The sequence below is a fragment of the Chryseobacterium sp. Marseille-Q8038 genome, from assembly GCF_965111995.1.
The window spans coordinates 650,911-669,071 of sequence record NZ_CBCOPN010000002.1 but is presented as its reverse complement, the minus strand read 5'-3'; the positions used below and the strand labels follow the sequence as shown (position 1 = coordinate 669,071).

Annotated in this window: 15 protein-coding genes; 5 read left to right on the top strand and 10 right to left on the bottom strand. The window is 38.2% G+C overall.

Annotated features, from left to right (window positions below):
* Both ACWPWS_RS16975 and ACWPWS_RS16970 read right to left on the bottom strand, forming a co-directional pair.
* The gene (locus tag ACWPWS_RS16975) at positions 1 to 486 is read right to left on the bottom strand and encodes a hypothetical protein (protein WP_454047312.1); all 486 of its coding nucleotides are present in this window, start codon (positions 484 to 486) and stop codon (positions 1 to 3) included.
* A gap of 10 nt (positions 487 to 496) precedes the next feature.
* Positions 497 to 1,702 (bottom strand): pyridoxal phosphate-dependent aminotransferase, encoded by a 1,206-nt coding sequence (locus tag ACWPWS_RS16970; RefSeq protein ID WP_105701883.1) that lies wholly within the window; start codon positions 1,700 to 1,702, stop codon positions 497 to 499.
* Between the two features lie 226 nt (positions 1,703 to 1,928).
* On the opposite strand from ACWPWS_RS16970, the gene ACWPWS_RS16965 reads away from it, so the two are divergent.
* Both ACWPWS_RS16965 and ACWPWS_RS16960 read left to right on the top strand, forming a co-directional pair.
* A complete protein-coding gene (locus tag ACWPWS_RS16965) occupies positions 1,929 to 4,421 on the top strand; it encodes a GEVED domain-containing protein (protein ID WP_454047311.1) in 2,493 nt (830 codons plus the stop codon).
* Between the two features lie 112 nt (positions 4,422 to 4,533).
* The gene (locus ACWPWS_RS16960; protein ID WP_454047310.1) at positions 4,534 to 4,989 is read left to right on the top strand and encodes a DUF1801 domain-containing protein; all 456 of its coding nucleotides are present in this window, start codon (positions 4,534 to 4,536) and stop codon (positions 4,987 to 4,989) included.
* A 202-nt stretch (positions 4,990 to 5,191) separates the two neighbouring features.
* On the opposite strand, the gene ACWPWS_RS16955 is transcribed toward ACWPWS_RS16960, so the two are convergent.
* Genes ACWPWS_RS16955 through ACWPWS_RS16940 form a run of 4 tightly spaced genes read right to left on the bottom strand, consistent with a single transcriptional unit; the run spans position 5,192 to position 11,156 of the window.
* Complete coding sequence (locus ACWPWS_RS16955; RefSeq protein ID WP_454047309.1) at positions 5,192 to 6,457, bottom strand: TolC family protein; 1,266 nt, start codon at positions 6,455 to 6,457, stop codon at positions 5,192 to 5,194.
* Positions 6,447 to 9,542, bottom strand: a complete 3,096-nt coding sequence (locus ACWPWS_RS16950) for an efflux RND transporter permease subunit (RefSeq protein WP_454047308.1) — start codon at positions 9,540 to 9,542, stop codon at positions 6,447 to 6,449. Before ACWPWS_RS16950 ends, ACWPWS_RS16955 begins: the two co-directional genes overlap by 11 nt.
* A 26-nt stretch (positions 9,543 to 9,568) precedes the next feature.
* Positions 9,569 to 10,669: an efflux RND transporter periplasmic adaptor subunit gene (locus ACWPWS_RS16945; RefSeq protein ID WP_454047307.1), complete on the bottom strand. Its 1,101-nt coding sequence runs from the start codon at positions 10,667 to 10,669 to the stop codon at positions 9,569 to 9,571.
* A 4-nt stretch (positions 10,670 to 10,673) separates the two neighbouring features.
* Positions 10,674 to 11,156, bottom strand: coding sequence for an MgtC/SapB family protein (locus ACWPWS_RS16940; protein ID WP_454047306.1), 483 nt, complete (start codon positions 11,154 to 11,156; stop codon positions 10,674 to 10,676).
* 394 nt (positions 11,157 to 11,550) lie between these two features.
* Between ACWPWS_RS16940 and ACWPWS_RS16935 the strand changes: the two genes are divergently transcribed.
* Positions 11,551 to 12,402, top strand: a complete 852-nt coding sequence (locus ACWPWS_RS16935) for an EamA family transporter (protein WP_209787421.1) — start codon at positions 11,551 to 11,553, stop codon at positions 12,400 to 12,402.
* 86 nt (positions 12,403 to 12,488) lie between these two features.
* Here the strand turns inward: ACWPWS_RS16935 and ACWPWS_RS16930 are convergent, their stop codons facing one another.
* Positions 12,489 to 13,850, bottom strand: coding sequence for an ATP-binding protein (locus ACWPWS_RS16930; protein WP_454047305.1), 1,362 nt, complete (start codon positions 13,848 to 13,850; stop codon positions 12,489 to 12,491).
* A 27-nt stretch (positions 13,851 to 13,877) separates the two neighbouring features.
* Positions 13,878 to 14,582, bottom strand: coding sequence for a response regulator transcription factor (locus ACWPWS_RS16925; RefSeq protein ID WP_209787425.1), 705 nt, complete (start codon positions 14,580 to 14,582; stop codon positions 13,878 to 13,880).
* A 141-nt stretch (positions 14,583 to 14,723) separates the two neighbouring features.
* On the opposite strand from ACWPWS_RS16925, the gene ACWPWS_RS16920 reads away from it, so the two are divergent.
* Both ACWPWS_RS16920 and ACWPWS_RS16915 read left to right on the top strand, forming a co-directional pair.
* The gene (locus ACWPWS_RS16920) at positions 14,724 to 15,353 is read left to right on the top strand and encodes a YiiX/YebB-like N1pC/P60 family cysteine hydrolase (RefSeq protein WP_454047304.1); all 630 of its coding nucleotides are present in this window, start codon (positions 14,724 to 14,726) and stop codon (positions 15,351 to 15,353) included.
* 160 nt (positions 15,354 to 15,513) lie between these two features.
* Positions 15,514 to 15,825, top strand: coding sequence for an NIL domain-containing protein (locus ACWPWS_RS16915; RefSeq protein WP_105681374.1), 312 nt, complete (start codon positions 15,514 to 15,516; stop codon positions 15,823 to 15,825).
* A 232-nt stretch (positions 15,826 to 16,057) separates the two neighbouring features.
* Here the strand turns inward: ACWPWS_RS16915 and murA are convergent, their stop codons facing one another.
* Both murA and ACWPWS_RS16905 read right to left on the bottom strand, forming a co-directional pair.
* A complete protein-coding gene (gene murA / locus ACWPWS_RS16910) occupies positions 16,058 to 17,365 on the bottom strand; it encodes a UDP-N-acetylglucosamine 1-carboxyvinyltransferase (RefSeq protein WP_105681373.1) in 1,308 nt (435 codons plus the stop codon).
* Positions 17,365 to 18,033, bottom strand: a complete 669-nt coding sequence (locus ACWPWS_RS16905; RefSeq protein ID WP_209787427.1) for a DUF4290 domain-containing protein — start codon at positions 18,031 to 18,033, stop codon at positions 17,365 to 17,367. Before ACWPWS_RS16905 ends, murA begins: the two co-directional genes overlap by 1 nt.
* Between the last annotated feature and the right edge of the window lie 128 nt (positions 18,034 to 18,161).

Below are 18,161 nucleotides of genomic sequence, written 5' to 3'. Positions count from 1 at the left end.
TTATTTGTATTCTTTGGGAAGAATCTTGTCTAGTTGTTCTTTAAGTTGCTGTAGCTGTTTGTAATGTAAAGTATCTGCGTAGGCATTTACATAAATATGGGATTTTTTCGGAGTCCGGATCTGGAATGTTTCATCTATTCCGTCTACAGACTGTTGGCTGGGAGAACTTTTTATATGATCAAGATCTACAATATGGACTGATGATACAAGCTTTTTCCAGACTTCGGGATTGATAGCAGATGCCCATGCCTGATGGCTTTGTTGGGCCGTTATCCCTTTTTCTGCAAAAACAGAATCTTTTGTGACTTTGATAATTCTGTAATTTCCAAGGCTTCCCCCAATATCAGATACACTGATAAATGTAATTTCGTGTGGATTTCTATGGGGTGCCGACTGGTCAGTCTTTTTGGAATCACATGAAAAAAATGCCGACAGCAAAAGAATCGAAAACAGAATTTTCAGATGGAGTTTTTTTGTTGTCGGCATAGGATATATTTTACAGACTGAATTCTTCTCTGTACTTCTTTAAAGCTTCTTTAAGAATTTCAGCACTTCTTTTTAAATCTTCTTCTTTCAGAACATAGGCAATTCTCACCTGTTTCTTACCTAATTCAGGATTGCTGTAGAACCCTCCTGCAGGAGCAACCATGATAGTTTCGTTATTAAGAGCATATTTTTCAAGCAGCCACTGAGCAAACTTTTCAGTATCATCTACCGGAAGCTCTGCAACACAGTAGAAAGCACCTCTTGGTTTAGGGCAGATAACTCCAGGAATAGCATTTAAAAGATCTACCAATACATTTCTTCTGTGGGTATATTCTTCTCTTACTGCTCTGATATAAGGACCATCGTTCTGGTGTGCTGCTGTGGCTGCAATCTGTCCCAAAAGAACCGGGCTTAATCTTGCCTGTGCAAAAAGCATGGCTGCATTACGGATTTTGTTAGAGCGGGTCACCATACATCCGATTCTTACTCCACACATAGAGTAACGCTTGGATTCTGAATCAATGATGATACAGTTTTCCGCTAATTCAGGGAAATCAAGCATGGAGATCTGCTGCTTTCCGTCATATACATATTCTCTGTATACTTCATCAGAGATGATTACAATATCGTATTTCAGAGCAATTTCTGCAAGTTTCTGAAGCTCCTCACGCGTATAAAGATATCCGGTAGGGTTTCCAGGGTTACAGATAATGATTGCTCTTGTTTTTTCTGTAATTTTTTTCTCAAATTCCTCAACAGGAGGCAAAGCAAAACCTGTGTCAATTGTAGAAGGTACTGCTACTACATTCACATCAAATGTACTGGTGAAACCATTGTAGTTGGCATAGTAAGGCTCAGGAATAATCACTTCATCCCCTTCATCACATAGAGTAGAGATAGCAAAGTTCAGGGCTTCAGAACCTCCATTGGTAACAATAAAGTTGTCAGGGGTAAGATCTGAGAAACCTAATGAATGGTAGTATTCTGTAAGGGCTTTTCTGTATTCAATATTTCCTTCAGAAAGCGCATATTCCAATACTTTTAAATCGATGTTTTTTAAAGCATTTAATGCTGTTTCCGGAGTTTCAATATCAGGCTGTCCGATATTAAGGTGATATACTTTTATTCCTTTCTGTTTTGCTTGTAACGCAAAGGGAACCAGTTTTCTTACCGGCGATGGCGGCATATGCAGTGCTCTGTTTGAAATATTCGGCATTGTTCAAAAAATTTGTATGACAAAAATAGGATTTAATTTCTCAATAATAAAATTAAGAGTCAATTAAGAAATAGGAGAATGTTCTTTAATTTTTTTTTACTTCTGCTAATTTTTGTGTATGTTAAATATTAATATTTGATCTTTTTCGAAATTATTTTATTTTTTAATCAAAAAAAACTTTTTTGTATTGTTATTTTTACTAAATTTCGCCACAAATGTGATTAAAATGGCAATAAATTTATTTTCTAGAGTGGTACCTGCTGTCGCTCTGTTTTCAGCCAGTGTACTTATGGCTCAAAATTATCAGACCATGCCGATTGCTTCAGGCTTAACCGCTGATGTAATTGCAAACGGTATCGGTTCTTCAACAATTTCTACAAATAATGACGTAGATGGAGTTTCATACGCTTTTGTAGCGAAAGATTTTCAGCTGACTTCTACAAGTGCAGCGATTACGTATGGTATTCCTGTAGATGGGCTCATTAATTCTGTAGTGGGAACAACTCCCGGATTAAGCTTTCAACTGGCAAGTTTAAATGCAAATAATTCTCTAAGATTGGCTGCAACCAGTGATAACGGAACTTTGGCATTTACAACACCAAAGGCAGCGATCAAACTCTATATGCTTGCTGTAAGTGGAAGTGGTACTTCTACGGTAAGTGTAGTGGTTAATTTTACCGACGGCAGTTCGCAGACATTTTCAAGTATAAGTCTTTCAGACTGGTATAATGGATCTAATTTTGCGATACAGGGAATAGGAAGGATTAAAAAGCCGGGGGCTACTCCAGCCAGTGGTGATGATGTGCCTTCTCCTGAAGGGGGAACCAATCCGAGATTATATCAGGCTGAATTGGCAATAGATGCAGCAAATCAGGCAAAACTAGTACAAAGTGTAACCGTAACTAAAGTTAGTGGTTCAGGGATACCGAATATTTTTGCTTTTTCAGCAGATGCTTATTCTGATTGTGCACCTCCTGTATTGCAGGCAGTTTCCGGAATCACAGCAAACTCAGCTTTAGTTTCATGGACAGGCAGTGCTGCCAGCTATGATGTATACCACAGTACTTCCAGTACAATACCGGTAAGCTCAGTAACGCCTACTTATCCGGGGGTAACAGGTGCAAGTACAACTATTGGAGGTCTTAATTCCAATACAACCTATTATTATTGGGTGAGATCCAACTGTAATACTGCTACCAGCCAAAGTGTATGGTCTTTTGCGGGAACATTTAAAACAGCTTGTTCTACTTTCACTGTTCCATATACTGAAAACTTTGATACAACAAGTACAGGTTCCACTTCAAATACGAATGCTCCAAGCTGTTGGGCATATCTGGAGAGTGCCTCATTTGCAGGATATGGATATGTAGCAGCATCCAATAGCTATTCAGCTCCTAATTCTTATTATATGAATAATTCAAGTGGGACTACAGGCAGCCAAATGTTAGTGGCTCCTCCTACTATAAATCTTTCAGATGGTACGAAGCGCGTAAGATTTTATGCAAAAGCGGGGGGAAGTAATTATACATTATTAGTGGGAACACTTTCGAATCCTACAGATCCTGCTTCTTTTACACAGATTGGAGCACCTATGACCTTAACTACTACTCATACACAATATACCGTTAATATTCCTGCAGGTTCTGATTTGCAACTGGCATTTAAACATGGATTGGGAGGTTCTTCACGTTCTATTTATATTGATAATATTACGGTTCAGGATATTCCTTCTTGTCTTGAGCCAACTGCTGTTACATCATCAAACGTGACAATGAATACAGCAACGATCGGTTGGACGGCACCAGCTTCTGCTCCTGCCAACGGATATGAAGTATATTACAGTACAACGAATACTGCACCTGATGCATCTACTGTTTTGAACGCTTCCAACTCTGCAACTTCTGCTACGACTTCAGCACCGCTGAGCTCTCTATCTACTGATACGAATTACTATGCATGGGTAAGATCTGCATGTAGTGCCAGTGACAAAAGTATCTGGAGTGATGTTACAGCATTCAGAACAGGTTACTGTCTGCCTTCATCAACTTCACAGAACTCATGGCTGTCTGACTTCAGTTCTACCGGAGGATTGGTAAATATGACGTATTCATCCGGTTCAAGTGTTGCAGGTGGATATCAAAACTTAATAGCAAGCAATAACAAGATCATCAATGCTCCGGGATCTGACACTTCAGTGTCTTTCACTGCAGGAGGCCCTACATGTGGAATAGCAGTTTGGGTAGACTGGAATAATAATCTGACTTTTGAAGCTTCAGAAAGAATGTTTGTTACTAACACTTATATAACAAATGCTTCCGGAACTATTACGGTACCTGCGGGAACACCTCTTGGAAGTTATAGAATGAGAGTAGTAACTGATTATAACAGTACAGCACCATCAAACCCTTGTTCAGCGATCTCAAGAGGAGAATTCATTGATTTTACCTTTGAAGTAGCTACTTCATTATCAACTTCAGAAACCCATCTGAAGAAAAAAGAAGTGAATGTATATCCTAATCCTTTCAAAGATGTTCTTCATATTGCAGATATCAAAGATGTTAAATCTGTAACTGTTACAGATGTAGCGGGAAGAGTAGTGAAAACTATTGATAACCCAACTACAGAACTTCAATTAGCTGAATTGAATGCTGGTTTATATTTAGTAACAATGAACTTTAAAGATGGCTCAAAATCAACAGTAAAAGCCATTAAGAAATAAAATTTTTTGAGTTAATAATTTCTGTAGGCAGTTGCATTCGTGTGGCTGCCTTTTTTTATGATTTGTTTGAATAATAATCTAAAAATATTCGTATTTTAGAAAAAATTACCATATGCAGATTCAGTCAGTTTCCATAGAGGATTATATCTCAAAAATTCCTGAAGAAAGACAGGAAGCCTTCAAAAAGCTTTATGATACCGTGAATGACAACCTTCCTAAAGGTTTCGAAGAAGCCACAAATTACGGGATGATTGGTTGGGTCGTTCCTTTGGCAACATTTCCTGCCGGATATCACTGTGCGCCCGGGACACCGCTGCCATTCATCAATCTTGCTTCTCAGAAGAATTTTATAGCGCTGTATCATATGGGACTGTATTCCACACCGGAACTTCTCGACTGGTTTGTGGCAGAATATCCTAAACACTCCAAAAAAAAGCTGGATATGGGTAAATCATGCATACGTTTTAAAAAAGTAGATGATATTCCTTTTGAGCTGATTGCTGAACTCAGTAAAAAAATGACTGCTGATGATTGGATCAAAATTTATGAATCTCAGTATAAGAAATAAAAAAAGCTCTGAAATCTACTTGATTTCAGAGCTTTTTTTATGCTGGAAGCTGGAAGTCTGAAGCTGGAGGTAGTATTTGTATTTTAAAATCATTGATTATCGTTTGATGGTATATTTTTTTTGCATTAAAAAGTTAATTAAATGGTATGTATTTATTCATCGGCTTTCAGAAACTTCCATCCTCCAGCTTCCCTCTCCCTTTCTAAAAATGAATATCCCAGATTCCTGCTTTCCGTTCCAGCTCAATCAAAGCCGCGGCATTATCTGCAAGAGCCTGATAATAATCTTTCCGGACATTATTGTAAGTTCTTTGGGCATTCAGCACTTCCAGAATAGAGCTTTCTCCTCTTTTGTAGCTGTAGGTAATTCCTTCTAAGATGCTTTGTGCTTCTGAAAGCATTCCGTTTTGGAACTGTCTGAGCTGTTTCTGAGTTGCTGTATATTGCTGGTAGGCCTGCATCACTTCTGCTTTTATGCTTTGTTCGATTTGTTTGTATTCAACTTCTGCCTGAGAATGCGCCATTTCTGCAATCTTCAATCCTGCATTTCTTCTGTTGGAAAATTTCAAAGGAATACTGATACCCATTTTTACAGCATTTACGGTAGGAGAAGGGGCAATTTCGTTGGTTGCTTCTGTATGGCGTTCTGCTCCTGCACTGATGCCTAAGTCGATAATACGGTTGGCTTTTTCAAGATTGATCTGGCTTTTAGCTACTTCTGTATTTTGTCTTGCTGCCAATAAATCGGCTCTTTCATTCAAAGCCTGTAAGGTTAGATCGTCAATACTGAAATCCCTGTTGAAAGTATTGAAATCTCCGGCAACCTCTCTGCCTGTTATTTTGCTGTCGCCAAGAAATACTGATAAACTGGTGAGAGCCTGTTGTTCTGCACTCTCAGCCTGATATACTTCATTGAGTAAAGAAGCCGCTTCCAGTTTACTCTGTTTGGAAGTCACTAATGATATGGTTCCCAAACGATACCGGATACTGTCGGATTTTGCCAGCTGCTGCATATTTTTATAAGAATCCTGCTGTACTTCAAGCAAAGCTTTTGATTTTAAAGCATCAATGTATCCTAAACTGGCATCTGCACGAAGATTCCTGAAGAAATCCTGCAGTTGTATTTTGCTCAGTTCAGATTGGTTTCTGGCCAGATTTACCCGGGCTTTTCTTTTACCACCCAATTCAAGCGTCCAGCCGATTGATGTACCATAGACATAGCCCATATTTTGATTCACTCCATTATTGGTGGTTTCCATTTCCAATTGGGGATCAGGAAACATATTAGCGGTCTGAATGGCAGCCTCAGCCATACTTACATTGTATTTTTGAGAAGCATATCCAAGATTTTTATTTCCCACAAGACTCAGGTATTCTTCAAATTGCAAAAGCTCTTTTTCCTGTGCCTTTATCTCTGTAATACTAAACCATACTACAGATAATATGATAACATGAATTTTAATTTTCATCTGATTTCAAATTTTGTTTTTCGTGGCGGCGTTCAGCCATAAAATAAATAGCCGGCAGCACGAAAAGTGTTAAAATAGTAGAGAACATTAACCCGTAGACAATTACCGTTGCCAGTGGACGCTGTACATCCGAACCGATGCCTGTAGCCAGTGATGCCGGGAATAATCCAATTACAGCTACCGTTGCGGTCATCAATACAGGTCTGAAACGGTCTTTTGCTCCCTTGATGGCAGCCTGTTTCAGTTCATATCCTTTCTTGCGCAGATCGTTGATATGAGAAATCATAATAACTCCATTCTGAATGGCAACCCCGAACAATGCGATAAATCCTACTGCCGAAGATACATTCAGGGACATTCCCCGTATGTTGAGTGCCAGCATTCCGCCAAATAATGCCAGTGGAACAATAGACATCAGCACCAAAGCCTGTCTGAAATCTCCAAATGCACCATACAATAACAGGAACATAATTGCCAATGCCAGCGGAACAATAAACGCCAATCTGGAATAAGCTCTGTTTTGATTTTCAAACTGTCCGCCCCATTTGATCTGGTATTTCTCATGGTCATATTGGATGTCTTTTTCAATTTTATCCTGTGCTTTTTTCAAAAATGAAGAAAGATCCGTTCCTCTTAAATTCAGCTTAACGGTAAGGTGTCGTTTATTCATTTCCCGGGTAATGGTACTTTCACCAGTACTCAATTTCACTTCTGATACCTGAGATAAAGGAATTTTAGCTCCGGAAGCTGAGGTAAGCATCAGATTTCCGATTTTATCCGGAGTATCACGGCTGTCTTCCGTATAACGGCATGAAATATCATAGACTTTATTGCCAATAAAAATCTGGGAAATGGCTTTTCCTCCCAATGCCACTTCAATAAGGTCGGCAACATCAGCTACATTCAAGCCATATTGAGCAATTTTGTCTCTGTTGGCGATAATCTGCAGCTGAGGTAATGGAGGTTCCTGATCTATGGCAAGGTCTGCCGAACCCGGAATTTGGTTTAAAGTAGACAACACATTTTCGGCAATACGTCTGGTTTCTTTAAAATCTTCTCCATATACTTTTACCACCAGTTCACTGTGAGCTCCTGAGATTTTGTCCATTACTCCGTCAATCATAGGCTGTGAAAATCCTACGGTGAATCCAGGCATATCTTTATAATCTGCTGCGAGTTCTTTGATGAGGTCTGCTTTTGTTTTTCCTGCAGGCCATTCGCTGTAAGGTTTTATCCCGACTGAAACTTCAAAATGGGAAGCTGTCCATGGGTCGGTACCGTCATCATTTCGACCAGCCTGAACCATCATATAAGTAATTTCAGGATGTTTTAAAGTGCGGGCACGTAAGGTATCACTCATTTCTTTTGATTTAGCTAAAGAAATTCCGGGTGGCAGCTGTACCTGAAGCCAGATAGAACCTTCATCCAGCTCCGGAAGGAAGTCTTTTCCGACATTGTAGGACAGAATTCCGGCAGATACTAAGACTATTGTAATAGGAATCATGACTCTTTTGGGAGCCTGCATTATTTTTTCAATGCGCTTTCCATAGGCGGTACTTATTTTCTCCAGCCATTTATTGTGATAGATTTTCTGGGGTTTTCGATAGATTACATACGCTAATCCCGGAATCAGAAGTAATGCTACGGCGAGTGCTCCCAATAGGGCATATCCTACAGTAAAGGCCATGGGGGTAAATAATTTTTTTTCTACTCTTTCAAAAGCGAATAATGGAAGGTATGCTGTAATGATAATAATGGTTGAAAAGAAAATAGGTTTTGCCACTTCAATCACTCTTTGGGTTATCGTTTTTTCTTCCAGTGTTTCTTCAGAATTTTCTTCCCTTTTCTTCAGTATGGTTTCCAGCATGACAATAGCTCCGTCTACAATGATTCCAAAATCAATAGCTCCCAGTGAAAGCAGGTTGGCCGGAATATTGGTGAAATGCATTAATATAAAAGCAAATAATAAAGAAAGCGGAATGGTAATGGCTACCAGCAATGCTCCGCGCCAGCTCCCGAGAAATACAATCAGTACAATAATAACCAATACAATTCCTTCAGTAAGCGTATGGGAAACTGTTGTAAGCGTTGTTTTGACAAGGTCTGTTCTGTCCAGGAAAGGATGGATCTTTACACCGGGAGGCAGTGTTTCGTTATTCAGTTCTTCGATTGCTTCATGCACTCCTTCCAATACTTGTGAAGGGTTTTGCCCTCTCAGTAAAAGAACAATTCCTTCCACGCTTTCAGAATAATTACGTTTCCGGTCTGTGTAGCCAAGAATTCCTTTTCTTTCCAGGTTTCCGTATTTCAGAGTTCCCACATCATTCAGAAAAACAGGAACCCCGTTTTGTGTTTTTACCACAATTTTTCCAAGATCATTTAAATCTTTTACCAATCCTATTCCACGGATGACATAGGCTAGATTTCCACGGGGAAGCATACTTCCTCCGGCACTTACATTGTTTTTGGAAATCGTTTCTGTTACTTCTGACAGGGAAAGATTATACTGTTCAAGCTTATGTGGATCCAGCTCAATCTGAAACTGGGTGGTAATTCCCCCGAAATTCGTTACATCAGCAATTCCTGAAACCTGTTTGATCCTGGGAATGATGACAAATTTTTGCAAATCCGTCAATTCCCGAAGGCTGTGGTTGTTACTTTCGATAATATAACGATATACTTCGCCAATAGGAGAGGTGAGGGGATCTAATCCCGGTTGTGCACCATAAGGAAGATCCACATCTGTCAGTCTTTCCTGAATACGCTGGCGTGCCCAGTAATCATCTATGCCATCATCAAAAACTATAGTGATAATGGAAAGTCCGAAGGTACTTTTGCTGCGCATTACATGCATTCCCGGAAGACCGTTCAGTGATCTTTCTAAGGGAATGGTGATTTGCTGCTCTACTTCTTCAGCGGCCAGTCCAGGGACCTGTGTTACCACCTGGGAAGTTACGTCGGCAATATCAGGATAGGCTTCTATGGATAATCTGGTCCAGGAATAATATCCAAAGAACCCCAGTAAAAGGAAGAGGGCAAGCATGAGCCATCTCTTCTGTATAGAGATTGTAAGTAATTTTTTCATAGTTTCTGATTTCGCATCATTTTACATTATTTCGCATCAAGCATATAAATTCCTCCTTCCGTCATGATGGTTTCTCCGGGTTTTAATCCTGAAATGATTCTTACTGTTTTCTGGTCGGTTTCTCCTGTTGTCACTGAACGTTTCGCATATTGATGCTTTCCTGTTTTTACCCATACATATTGGGAATTGTCCTGTTGCATTAAAGCGGTTACGGGAATCATCACAGCTTTTTCAGGCGTTGTGGAAAAATTAACGGTAGCGTACATTCCCGGTTTGAGTTTTCTGTCCGGATTATCACATTCAATAAGGACTTTTATGCTTCGGGTATCTTCATCTACAATTTCATTGACGTGATATACTTTTCCTGTAATATTTCTGTCGGGATAGGCACTTACTTTTACAGAAACCTGATCTCCAGTATTCACAAAACGGATGTCTTTTTCCTTGACATCACCGGAAATCCAGACTTTTGATAATTCTGCGATAATCATTACAGGATCTGCATCTCCTTTCAGATACTGGCCGTTTACAATTTTATTGGAAATGATTTCTCCTTTGATGGGCGCTCTTACAATAAGAGGACTTCCTATTCCTCCGCCTTTGCTGTTATAGACCTTCAAAGCAGAAGAGGCATTGGAAAGAGATGTTTTTTTATTTTTAAAATCCGTGTCTGCTTCATCCAGTTCTTTCTGAATACCTACGCCGTGTTTCACAAGGTCCTGCTGGCGTCGGTAATTTTTTTCTGCAAGCTGTACATCATTCAATGCATCTGTATAATCCTTTTGAACCGAAAAATAATCGGAAGAAAGAATTTCAAAGAGCGGGCTTCCGGCAGAAACATTTTGTCCCAGCCGAATAAATGATTGGGTTATTCTTCCGGAAAACGGACTTGCAATTTCTGCGTAATGATTAGGGATCGCCTGGATTGTTCCGGCTGAGACTACACCATCGCTGTGTTCCTGTTCGGTAACAACCTGTGTTTTGATTTTTTTGAAAACAGGATTGTTTTCCGGGATGATAACCTGCTCGCCACGGGTTATTATTTCAGATTCTTTGTTTTGTTGAGGTGTATTGTCTTTACAGGAGACTACAAAGAGACTGATAAGAAATAAGATTACTTTTTTCATGACCTTAATAAAATTGAGTGCTATTGCTGATTGTTGCTTTTGTTTCGTTCTTTTTCTTGGTACTGACCAGTTTTTTGGTCCGGGCTTCCTTTTGTGAGGATAATGAGGGTCTCAGAAATATATTTGTAGAGACAATGAAGATTACAGTAATGAGTGCTTCTATAGGGTATCCGAGAGCACACAATGCGCCTATGGCTGCTGAGCACCATAAAGTGGCCGCCGTATTTAATCCTCTCACGGTAAGGCCGTCTTTCATGATCACTCCACCGCCAAGGAAGCCAATTCCGCTAACGATATAAGAGGTGATTCTTCCGGCTGCATCCCCACCAATTCTGATGGCAATCAATACGAATACTGCTGAGCCAATGCAAACCAAAGTGTTGGTTCGGAGGCCCGCATTTTTTTTGCGCCACTGTCTTTCGAAGCCTATTCCTGCTCCCAGGGTGAATGCGGTTAGTAAACGAAGGGTAAATTCAAATGTATTCATAACTTTTCCTGTTTTTACAAAGCTTTTCAGCTGTATAGAAAAGTGAATACAACTAAAGCTTTTAAGATTGATAATTAGGGTAAGGATCTGGGTCCATATGCTTTATTTTTTACTGTGCAAAAGTAGAAACGACTGCTTTTTTTTACCGTTAGAAAAGCTTTAGAATGTTATTAGAAAATCATTAGAAGAAAATTACTTTGTATTTTTTTGATGATTCTACAAGGAATAATTATTTATTATATCCTATTAATATGTGTAAACTGTACCCATGGTAAGAGATAAAATTTCAATACATTTGGAGGCTGGTTTTTGTATGATGAATTTCACCATTGGTCATACAAAATAAAAGCTTGTTTAATCCCTGAGATTTCCCTCCAAAACCTTTGAATTAGAAATGAAAAAATCAAACATAGCAATACCTGCTACATTGTTAGCCATTATATGTGTACAGGGTGGAGCTTCCATCGCGAAACAGCTTTTTCCTGCTATCGGAGCTATTGGTACGGTTACCTTAAGAATTGTACTTTCTGCTGTATTGCTTACTTTGATTAATCGTCCGAAATTTTTACAGTTTGACAGACAGAAATGGAAATACTGTGCGATATACGGAATAGGTTTGGCTGCGATGAATCTTATCTTCTATATGGCCATTCAAAGAATTCCACTAGGATTGGCTGTCACGGTGGAATTTGCTGGTCCGTTATTTCTTGCTTTAGCCTTGTCCCGAAAACTGCTGGATGTTGTGTGGGCGTTGCTGGCATGTGTCGGGATTTTACTGATTGTTCCATGGCAGAATGATCATGTAGATTTAATAGGACTTGGGCTTGCTTTTCTTGCGGGAATGTTCTGGGCAGTTTATATCATAATGGGCGGGAAGGTTTCCAAAATAATGGATGGAAAAGACGCGGTTACGACAGGAATGATATTCGCCAGCCTCGTAATTATTCCATTTACAATATGGGATGGCGCTGTTTTCAATCTTACTCCGAATATTTTTGTAAAAGGGCTTGGTGTGGCCATCCTTTCGAGTGCCTTACCTTTTTCGCTGGAGATTATGGCATTGAAAAGGCTTCCTGCAAAAACTTTTAGTATTCTGATGAGCCTTGAACCTGCATTTGCGGCACTTTCCGGATTGGTTTTCCTGGCTGAAGAATTATCTTTTTTACAATGGATTTCTATTGCATGCGTCATTGCAGCTAGTATAGGAACTACAGTTTTCAATAAGAAATCTCTTTCTCACGAGTAGAGGTATGAAGCTTTTAAACCATTAAGCTAATTAAGATTTTAAGGGAAGTTAAGATTCAAATAAATTTGAAAGAAGTTTTTGATTCATTAACTGATCATAAACTCCACGGTAAAAATAGTTTCATGATGATTTGATAGTACCGTAATTTTTGCATGGTGGAGCAAAATAATTTTCTCAGTAAGGAAAAGTCCTATTCCGTGGCCTTTTTCCTGTCTTGGAATCTCACTTCTGTAAAAAGGTTTAAAGATATGGGGTAAATCTTCCTGAGGAATACTATTTCCCGTATTGGTAAAGCGGATTTTAAGAACTTCTGAATGGGTTCTGACATCTATTGAACAAGTATGTTCCGGTGAATATTTACACGCATTGTCGATGAGATTATTAAAAGCAACCTGCAGAAGATATTCATTTCCCTGAATGATAAGCTGATGTTCTTCTAATGAATCTTCGATGTTTAATGAAACTTTATAGCCGGGATTTTCTTTTATTATTTTGGTGTAAGATTCCAGAAGAATTTCATCAAGGCGGATTTCTGAAAAGCTGATCTCGTTGGGATCATAGCTGGCTTTTGCAAGATCCATTAAGCTATTGGAAAGTTTTACCATATTGCGGGCATCTTCCAGTGCATATTGAATGGTTTCCTGATATTCTTCTTTGGATTTATCTTTTTCGGAGGCCAGTTCCAGTTCAGTAATAATGGCTGATAAAGGTGTTCTCAGTTCGTGTGAAATATTGGAGACAAAATGTTTTTGGGAATCAAAAGAATTTTCAAGCCTTTCCAGCATTCCGTTGAAGTTTTGGGCAAGCTCATTGAGTTCGTCTTTTTCTTTTGTTGTTTTCAGGCGCAGCTCTAGCTTTCCTGCAGTAATTTTTTTAATCTGAATGACCATTTCACTGAGTGGGCTCAATGCTTTTTTGGAAAGAAATATTCCTGCCAGATAAATCAGAATCAAAATACTGAAGAATGAAATAATACTGATGGTAAGAAGATGAGTCAAATATTCATATCCGTATTGATCATAAGCAGCAGCAGTTACAGCATACGATTTTCCTTCATAATGATACACCATCCCGATTACCTGCAAATTGTCTAAAAAGAAAGTGATTCTTTTTTTCTGGAATATCTGGGAAAGCATTTGCGGGGTTTCTTTCACATAGTCTACTTTGGCATCATCATGATAGATCAGTTGCTTATTGATATCATAAATGGCTACCTGAACCTCATTAAGCGTTCTGGTATTGTTCTTATAAAGCTTGTGCATTTCCTGTTCAGGAAGTGAGCTTCTGAAAAATAAATCAGCCTTGGCAATGGCTTCATTCTGAAGTTCGCTGTAAAAAGATTTCTCCCTGGCTTCTTTGGATGAATAATAAATCGAAAAGCTGTATATCCCTAAAAGCATTGCCGTAATTAAGGTGAAAAGCAGCGTAAGTCTGGTTCTTATTTTCATCCGGATATTTTTAGTTCATCTTCATGATTATTGTACAATGCCTGACTCGTAGTCTTTTTTCAGAATAAATCCCATACCGGCTTTGGTGTGGATAAGTTTGGCCTCAAAATCTTTATCAATTTTCTTTCGGAGATAATTAATATATACATCAATAAAATTGGTTCCTGTATCAAAATGGGTTTCCCATACTTTCTCTGCAATTTCACTTCGGGAAAGAACTCTTTCTGAATTTTCCAGCATGAATTTTAAGAGGTTAAATTCTTTCGGTGTTAATTTTATCGGGGTGTGATCACGGCTCACTGTTTTCTGCTCCAGATTCATTTCAATACCTTCATATGTAAGAATAAAAACTTTTTGCTGAAGCTGTTGCGAAAAACGTTTCAGGAGAACTTTAATTCTTGCTACCAGTTCTCTCATTTCAAAAGGTTTGGTCAGATAATCATCTGCTCCGGCATCAAATCCTTCCAGCTTGTCATCGGTAGTTCCCAATGCAGTAAGCATAATGACCGGAAGATGAGGTTTTAATGTTTTGATTTCATGGCAAAATTCAAGACCATCTTTTTTGGGTAATACAATATCGGTAACCACCAGATCAAAATGGGTCTGCATTGCCAGTTTCAGACCTGTAACTCCGTCGTAAGCCACTGTTACCTCAAATTCAGCTTCCTGAAATCCTTTTGCAATCAATTTTGAAAGCCTGTCATCGTCTTCAACTAATAAAATATGTGGCATAAGATTTTTGGAAATGTTTGGTGTGAAGAATAGATCAATATTCCCACAAATGTAATGAATTCTATTTTGTAATTTTGGCAGCGAAAGTATAATAGCATGTCTGAATTTAGAAAATTTTTTAGCCCAAAAATTAAAGAACTTATGGTTGCAGGACTTTTGTGCTGCTTAATGATCCTGTTGGTTCAGTGTAAAAATACTCATACTGGCAATGTACAGCTTAGAAATGGAGATCTTCTTTTTGTCACAGCAAAAGAATCCGGACTTTCCGGGGCGATTAATAATGTGACTCAAAAACAAAAAACAGCTTCATTTGATCATATAGGAATTCTTGAAAAAGAAGGGAACAGAATGTTTGTTCTGCATGCTGCGCCTAAAGGAGGTTCTCAGAAACAGGATTTCAATGATTTTATAAAAGATCAGAAAGAAGAAGGACAGGAGGTGATTGTCTATCGTCTAAAGCCCGAATACCAGAAAGCAATTCCTGAAGCTATTAAAAAGGCACATTCCATGCTTGGAAAGCCTTACAATTTCAATTATATTCTGGATGAAAATTCATATTACTGTTCAGATTTTGTGGAAAGAGCTTTTCGGGAAGAACATATTTTTAAACTGGAACCCATGACATTTATTGATCCTAAGACCGGAAAAACAAATGTATTCTGGGAAGAATTTTACACCAAAAAAAATCTGAAAGTCCCTGAAGGAGAGGCTGGTTGTAATCCTAATGGCCTTGCGGGTTCAGAGAAATTAGAAAGGATAAATACACTGTAAAATAGAGAGAGAAGCTTATAAGGCTTCTTTTTTTTATGTTAAATTTTTAAAAATATTAGTCTACTAATTTGGTGGACTAATATTTTTTTATATTTTTGTCACAGATTTAAATGCAGAGCGCGATATGATCTAAGAGTGTTTAACCAAAAAATGTTTAGCGATGATTACACCTAATCCAGGCCTGCAGGTTTTACAAAATAAAATAAACCTGCCTAAAAAAGAATTGTTATTGGAAATAGAGTTGAATGGGAAAATGAAATTTGAACATTTAATGAATACCATCTATAATCAATTAGGCATTTGCCATAGAGTGTTGTCTGCTAATGTAGAATACGTGAACGGATATAGTTTTGGTTCCGTACAGTTATATATTAATGTCAATTCAGAAGATTTTCAGCAGCTTGAATTCTATCTGAATAAAAATAAACTTATCAATACGACGGTAGAATATACCTGCAGAACCTATTTTTAAGTGAGATTCATATAGTTTTAATTACTCAAAGTGTCTGGTTTTTTACCGGGCACTTTTTATTTTTTTTACAAAAGCAGATGATAAACACATTAAAAAGATCAATCGTTAACCGGGACAAAATTCCCCTCCTCCGGAGGGGTGGCAAAAATTCAAAGAATTTTTGACGGGGTGGTAAAACAAAAAAAGCGCCCAGAATACCCTGAACGCTTTCGTATTATCAAATAAAATAATTTTAAATTCTTTCGATGTCAGCACCAATGGCTCTTAGTCTTCCATCAATATTTTCATATCCTCTGTCGATTTGTTCGATGTTGTGGATAATAGATTTTCCTTCTGCTGAAAGGGCTGCAATAAGAAGTGCATTTCCAGCTCTGATATCCGGGGAAACCATTGTTGTTCCTCTTAACGGAGCTTCCTGATTTAATCCGATTACCGTAGCTCTGTGCGGATCACATAAAATGATCTGAGCACCCATATCAATTAACTTATCCACAAAGAATAATCTGGATTCAAACATTTTCTGATGAACCAGGATACTTCCTTTTGCCTGTGTAGCTACCACTAAAATAATAGATAATAAATCCGGCGTAAATCCAGGCCATGGCGCATCCGAAATCGTAAGGATAGATCCGTCAATAAATTTCTGAATTTTATAATGTTCCTGAGCTGGAATGTAGATGTCATCACCACTTTGCTCAAGTTCGATTCCTAATTTTCTGAATGTATTCGGGATAACACCAAGCTGGTTCCAGTTTACATTTTTAATGGTAATTTCAGATTTTGTCATGGCTGCAAGACCAATCCAGGAACCAATTTCTACCATATCCGGAAGCATCGTGTGCTCAGTTCCTCTAAGGTATTCAACCCCTTCAATCGTCAAAAGGTTTGATCCGATTCCTGAGATATTAGCACCCATTCTGTTCAGCATTTTGCATAATTGCTGAAGGTAAGGTTCACACGCAGCGTTATAGATTCTTGTTTTTCCTTTTGCCAGAGCCGCTGCCATTACAATATTAGCTGTTCCGGTTACAGAAGCTTCTTCCAGTAAGATGAATTTTCCTTTCAGTTCTTTAGCTTTTAAAGAATAGAAATATTCCTCTTCATCATAATTGAATTCAGCACCTAATTCTACAAGTCCTTGAAAGTGAGTGTCTAATCTTCTCCTTCCGATTTTGTCTCCTCCCGGAGTCGGCATATAAGCCTCTCCATAACGCGCAAGCATTGGACCCATCAACATAATGGAACCACGTAATTTTGCTCCGTCTTTTTTGAACTCGTTAGATTTAATATAATCAAAATTAACCTGATCAGCTTTGAAAGTATAATCTCCCTGTCCGTTTTTAGTAATTTTTACCCCAAAATCTCCAAGAATTTCAATCAGTCTGTTGACATCATGGATATCAGGAATATTTTTGATTCTTACTTCTTCGTCCGTTAGGAGAACCGCACATAAAATTTGTAAAGCCTCATTTTTGGCTCCTTGTGGAGTTATTTCACCCTGCAGTCTTTTTCCTCCTCTTATCTGAAATGTTCCACTCATTATTTTCTGTTTTTATGATTGTTATTATGCCTTCTCTTGTTAGGCTGGTTATTATTTTTATTATTGCTGTTATTCCTGTTGTTATTGTTGTTATTTCGGTTGTTGTTATTATTATTGGTATAATAAATCTTACTTTTCTCAAGAGAATCTATTCCGGTAAGATCCAACCTGTTTTCAGACAGCTCTTTCAGGTGGCGGAAAATAACATCATCCGTCACATGTTCTTTATTATAGACATTATAAGACTTCTTCATATTGTTGGCAATCACTTCGATAAGGGCTTCTTTTTCATCACCCGTTTCCAGTTCGATTGCTTTTTCTATCAATTGAAGAATACTTTTTCCGTAGAACTTAAAGTCACCTTGAAGTTTTGGATATTCCATTCTTTTAGGTTTTTCTGCTAGCTGTTCCATCGTTGGGAACGGATAAGGAGAATCTACATCCAGATCATGATTAGCAAGAATAAAAAGATGGTCCCAAAGTTTATGTTTATAATTTTCCTCGTCGCGAAGTTGTGGGTTTCTCTGACCCATAAAATCGATGATTGCCATAGCCATTTCGTTCCTTTCCTCTTTGGTAGGAAGTTCTTTGCAGCGCTCAACCAACTGTTGTATAATTCTGCCATATTCTGGCATATGAAGCTGAGTTTTTTGGGTATTGTATTCCATAGTATGCAAATATATGGATTAAAAGAAAAATTGTTTCCAGAATCTTAAAAATTTATGATTTTTTAATGAAAAATTAAATGGCCTTTCTTCTTGATTTATTATATAAAATGAAAATATTTCCCATTCAT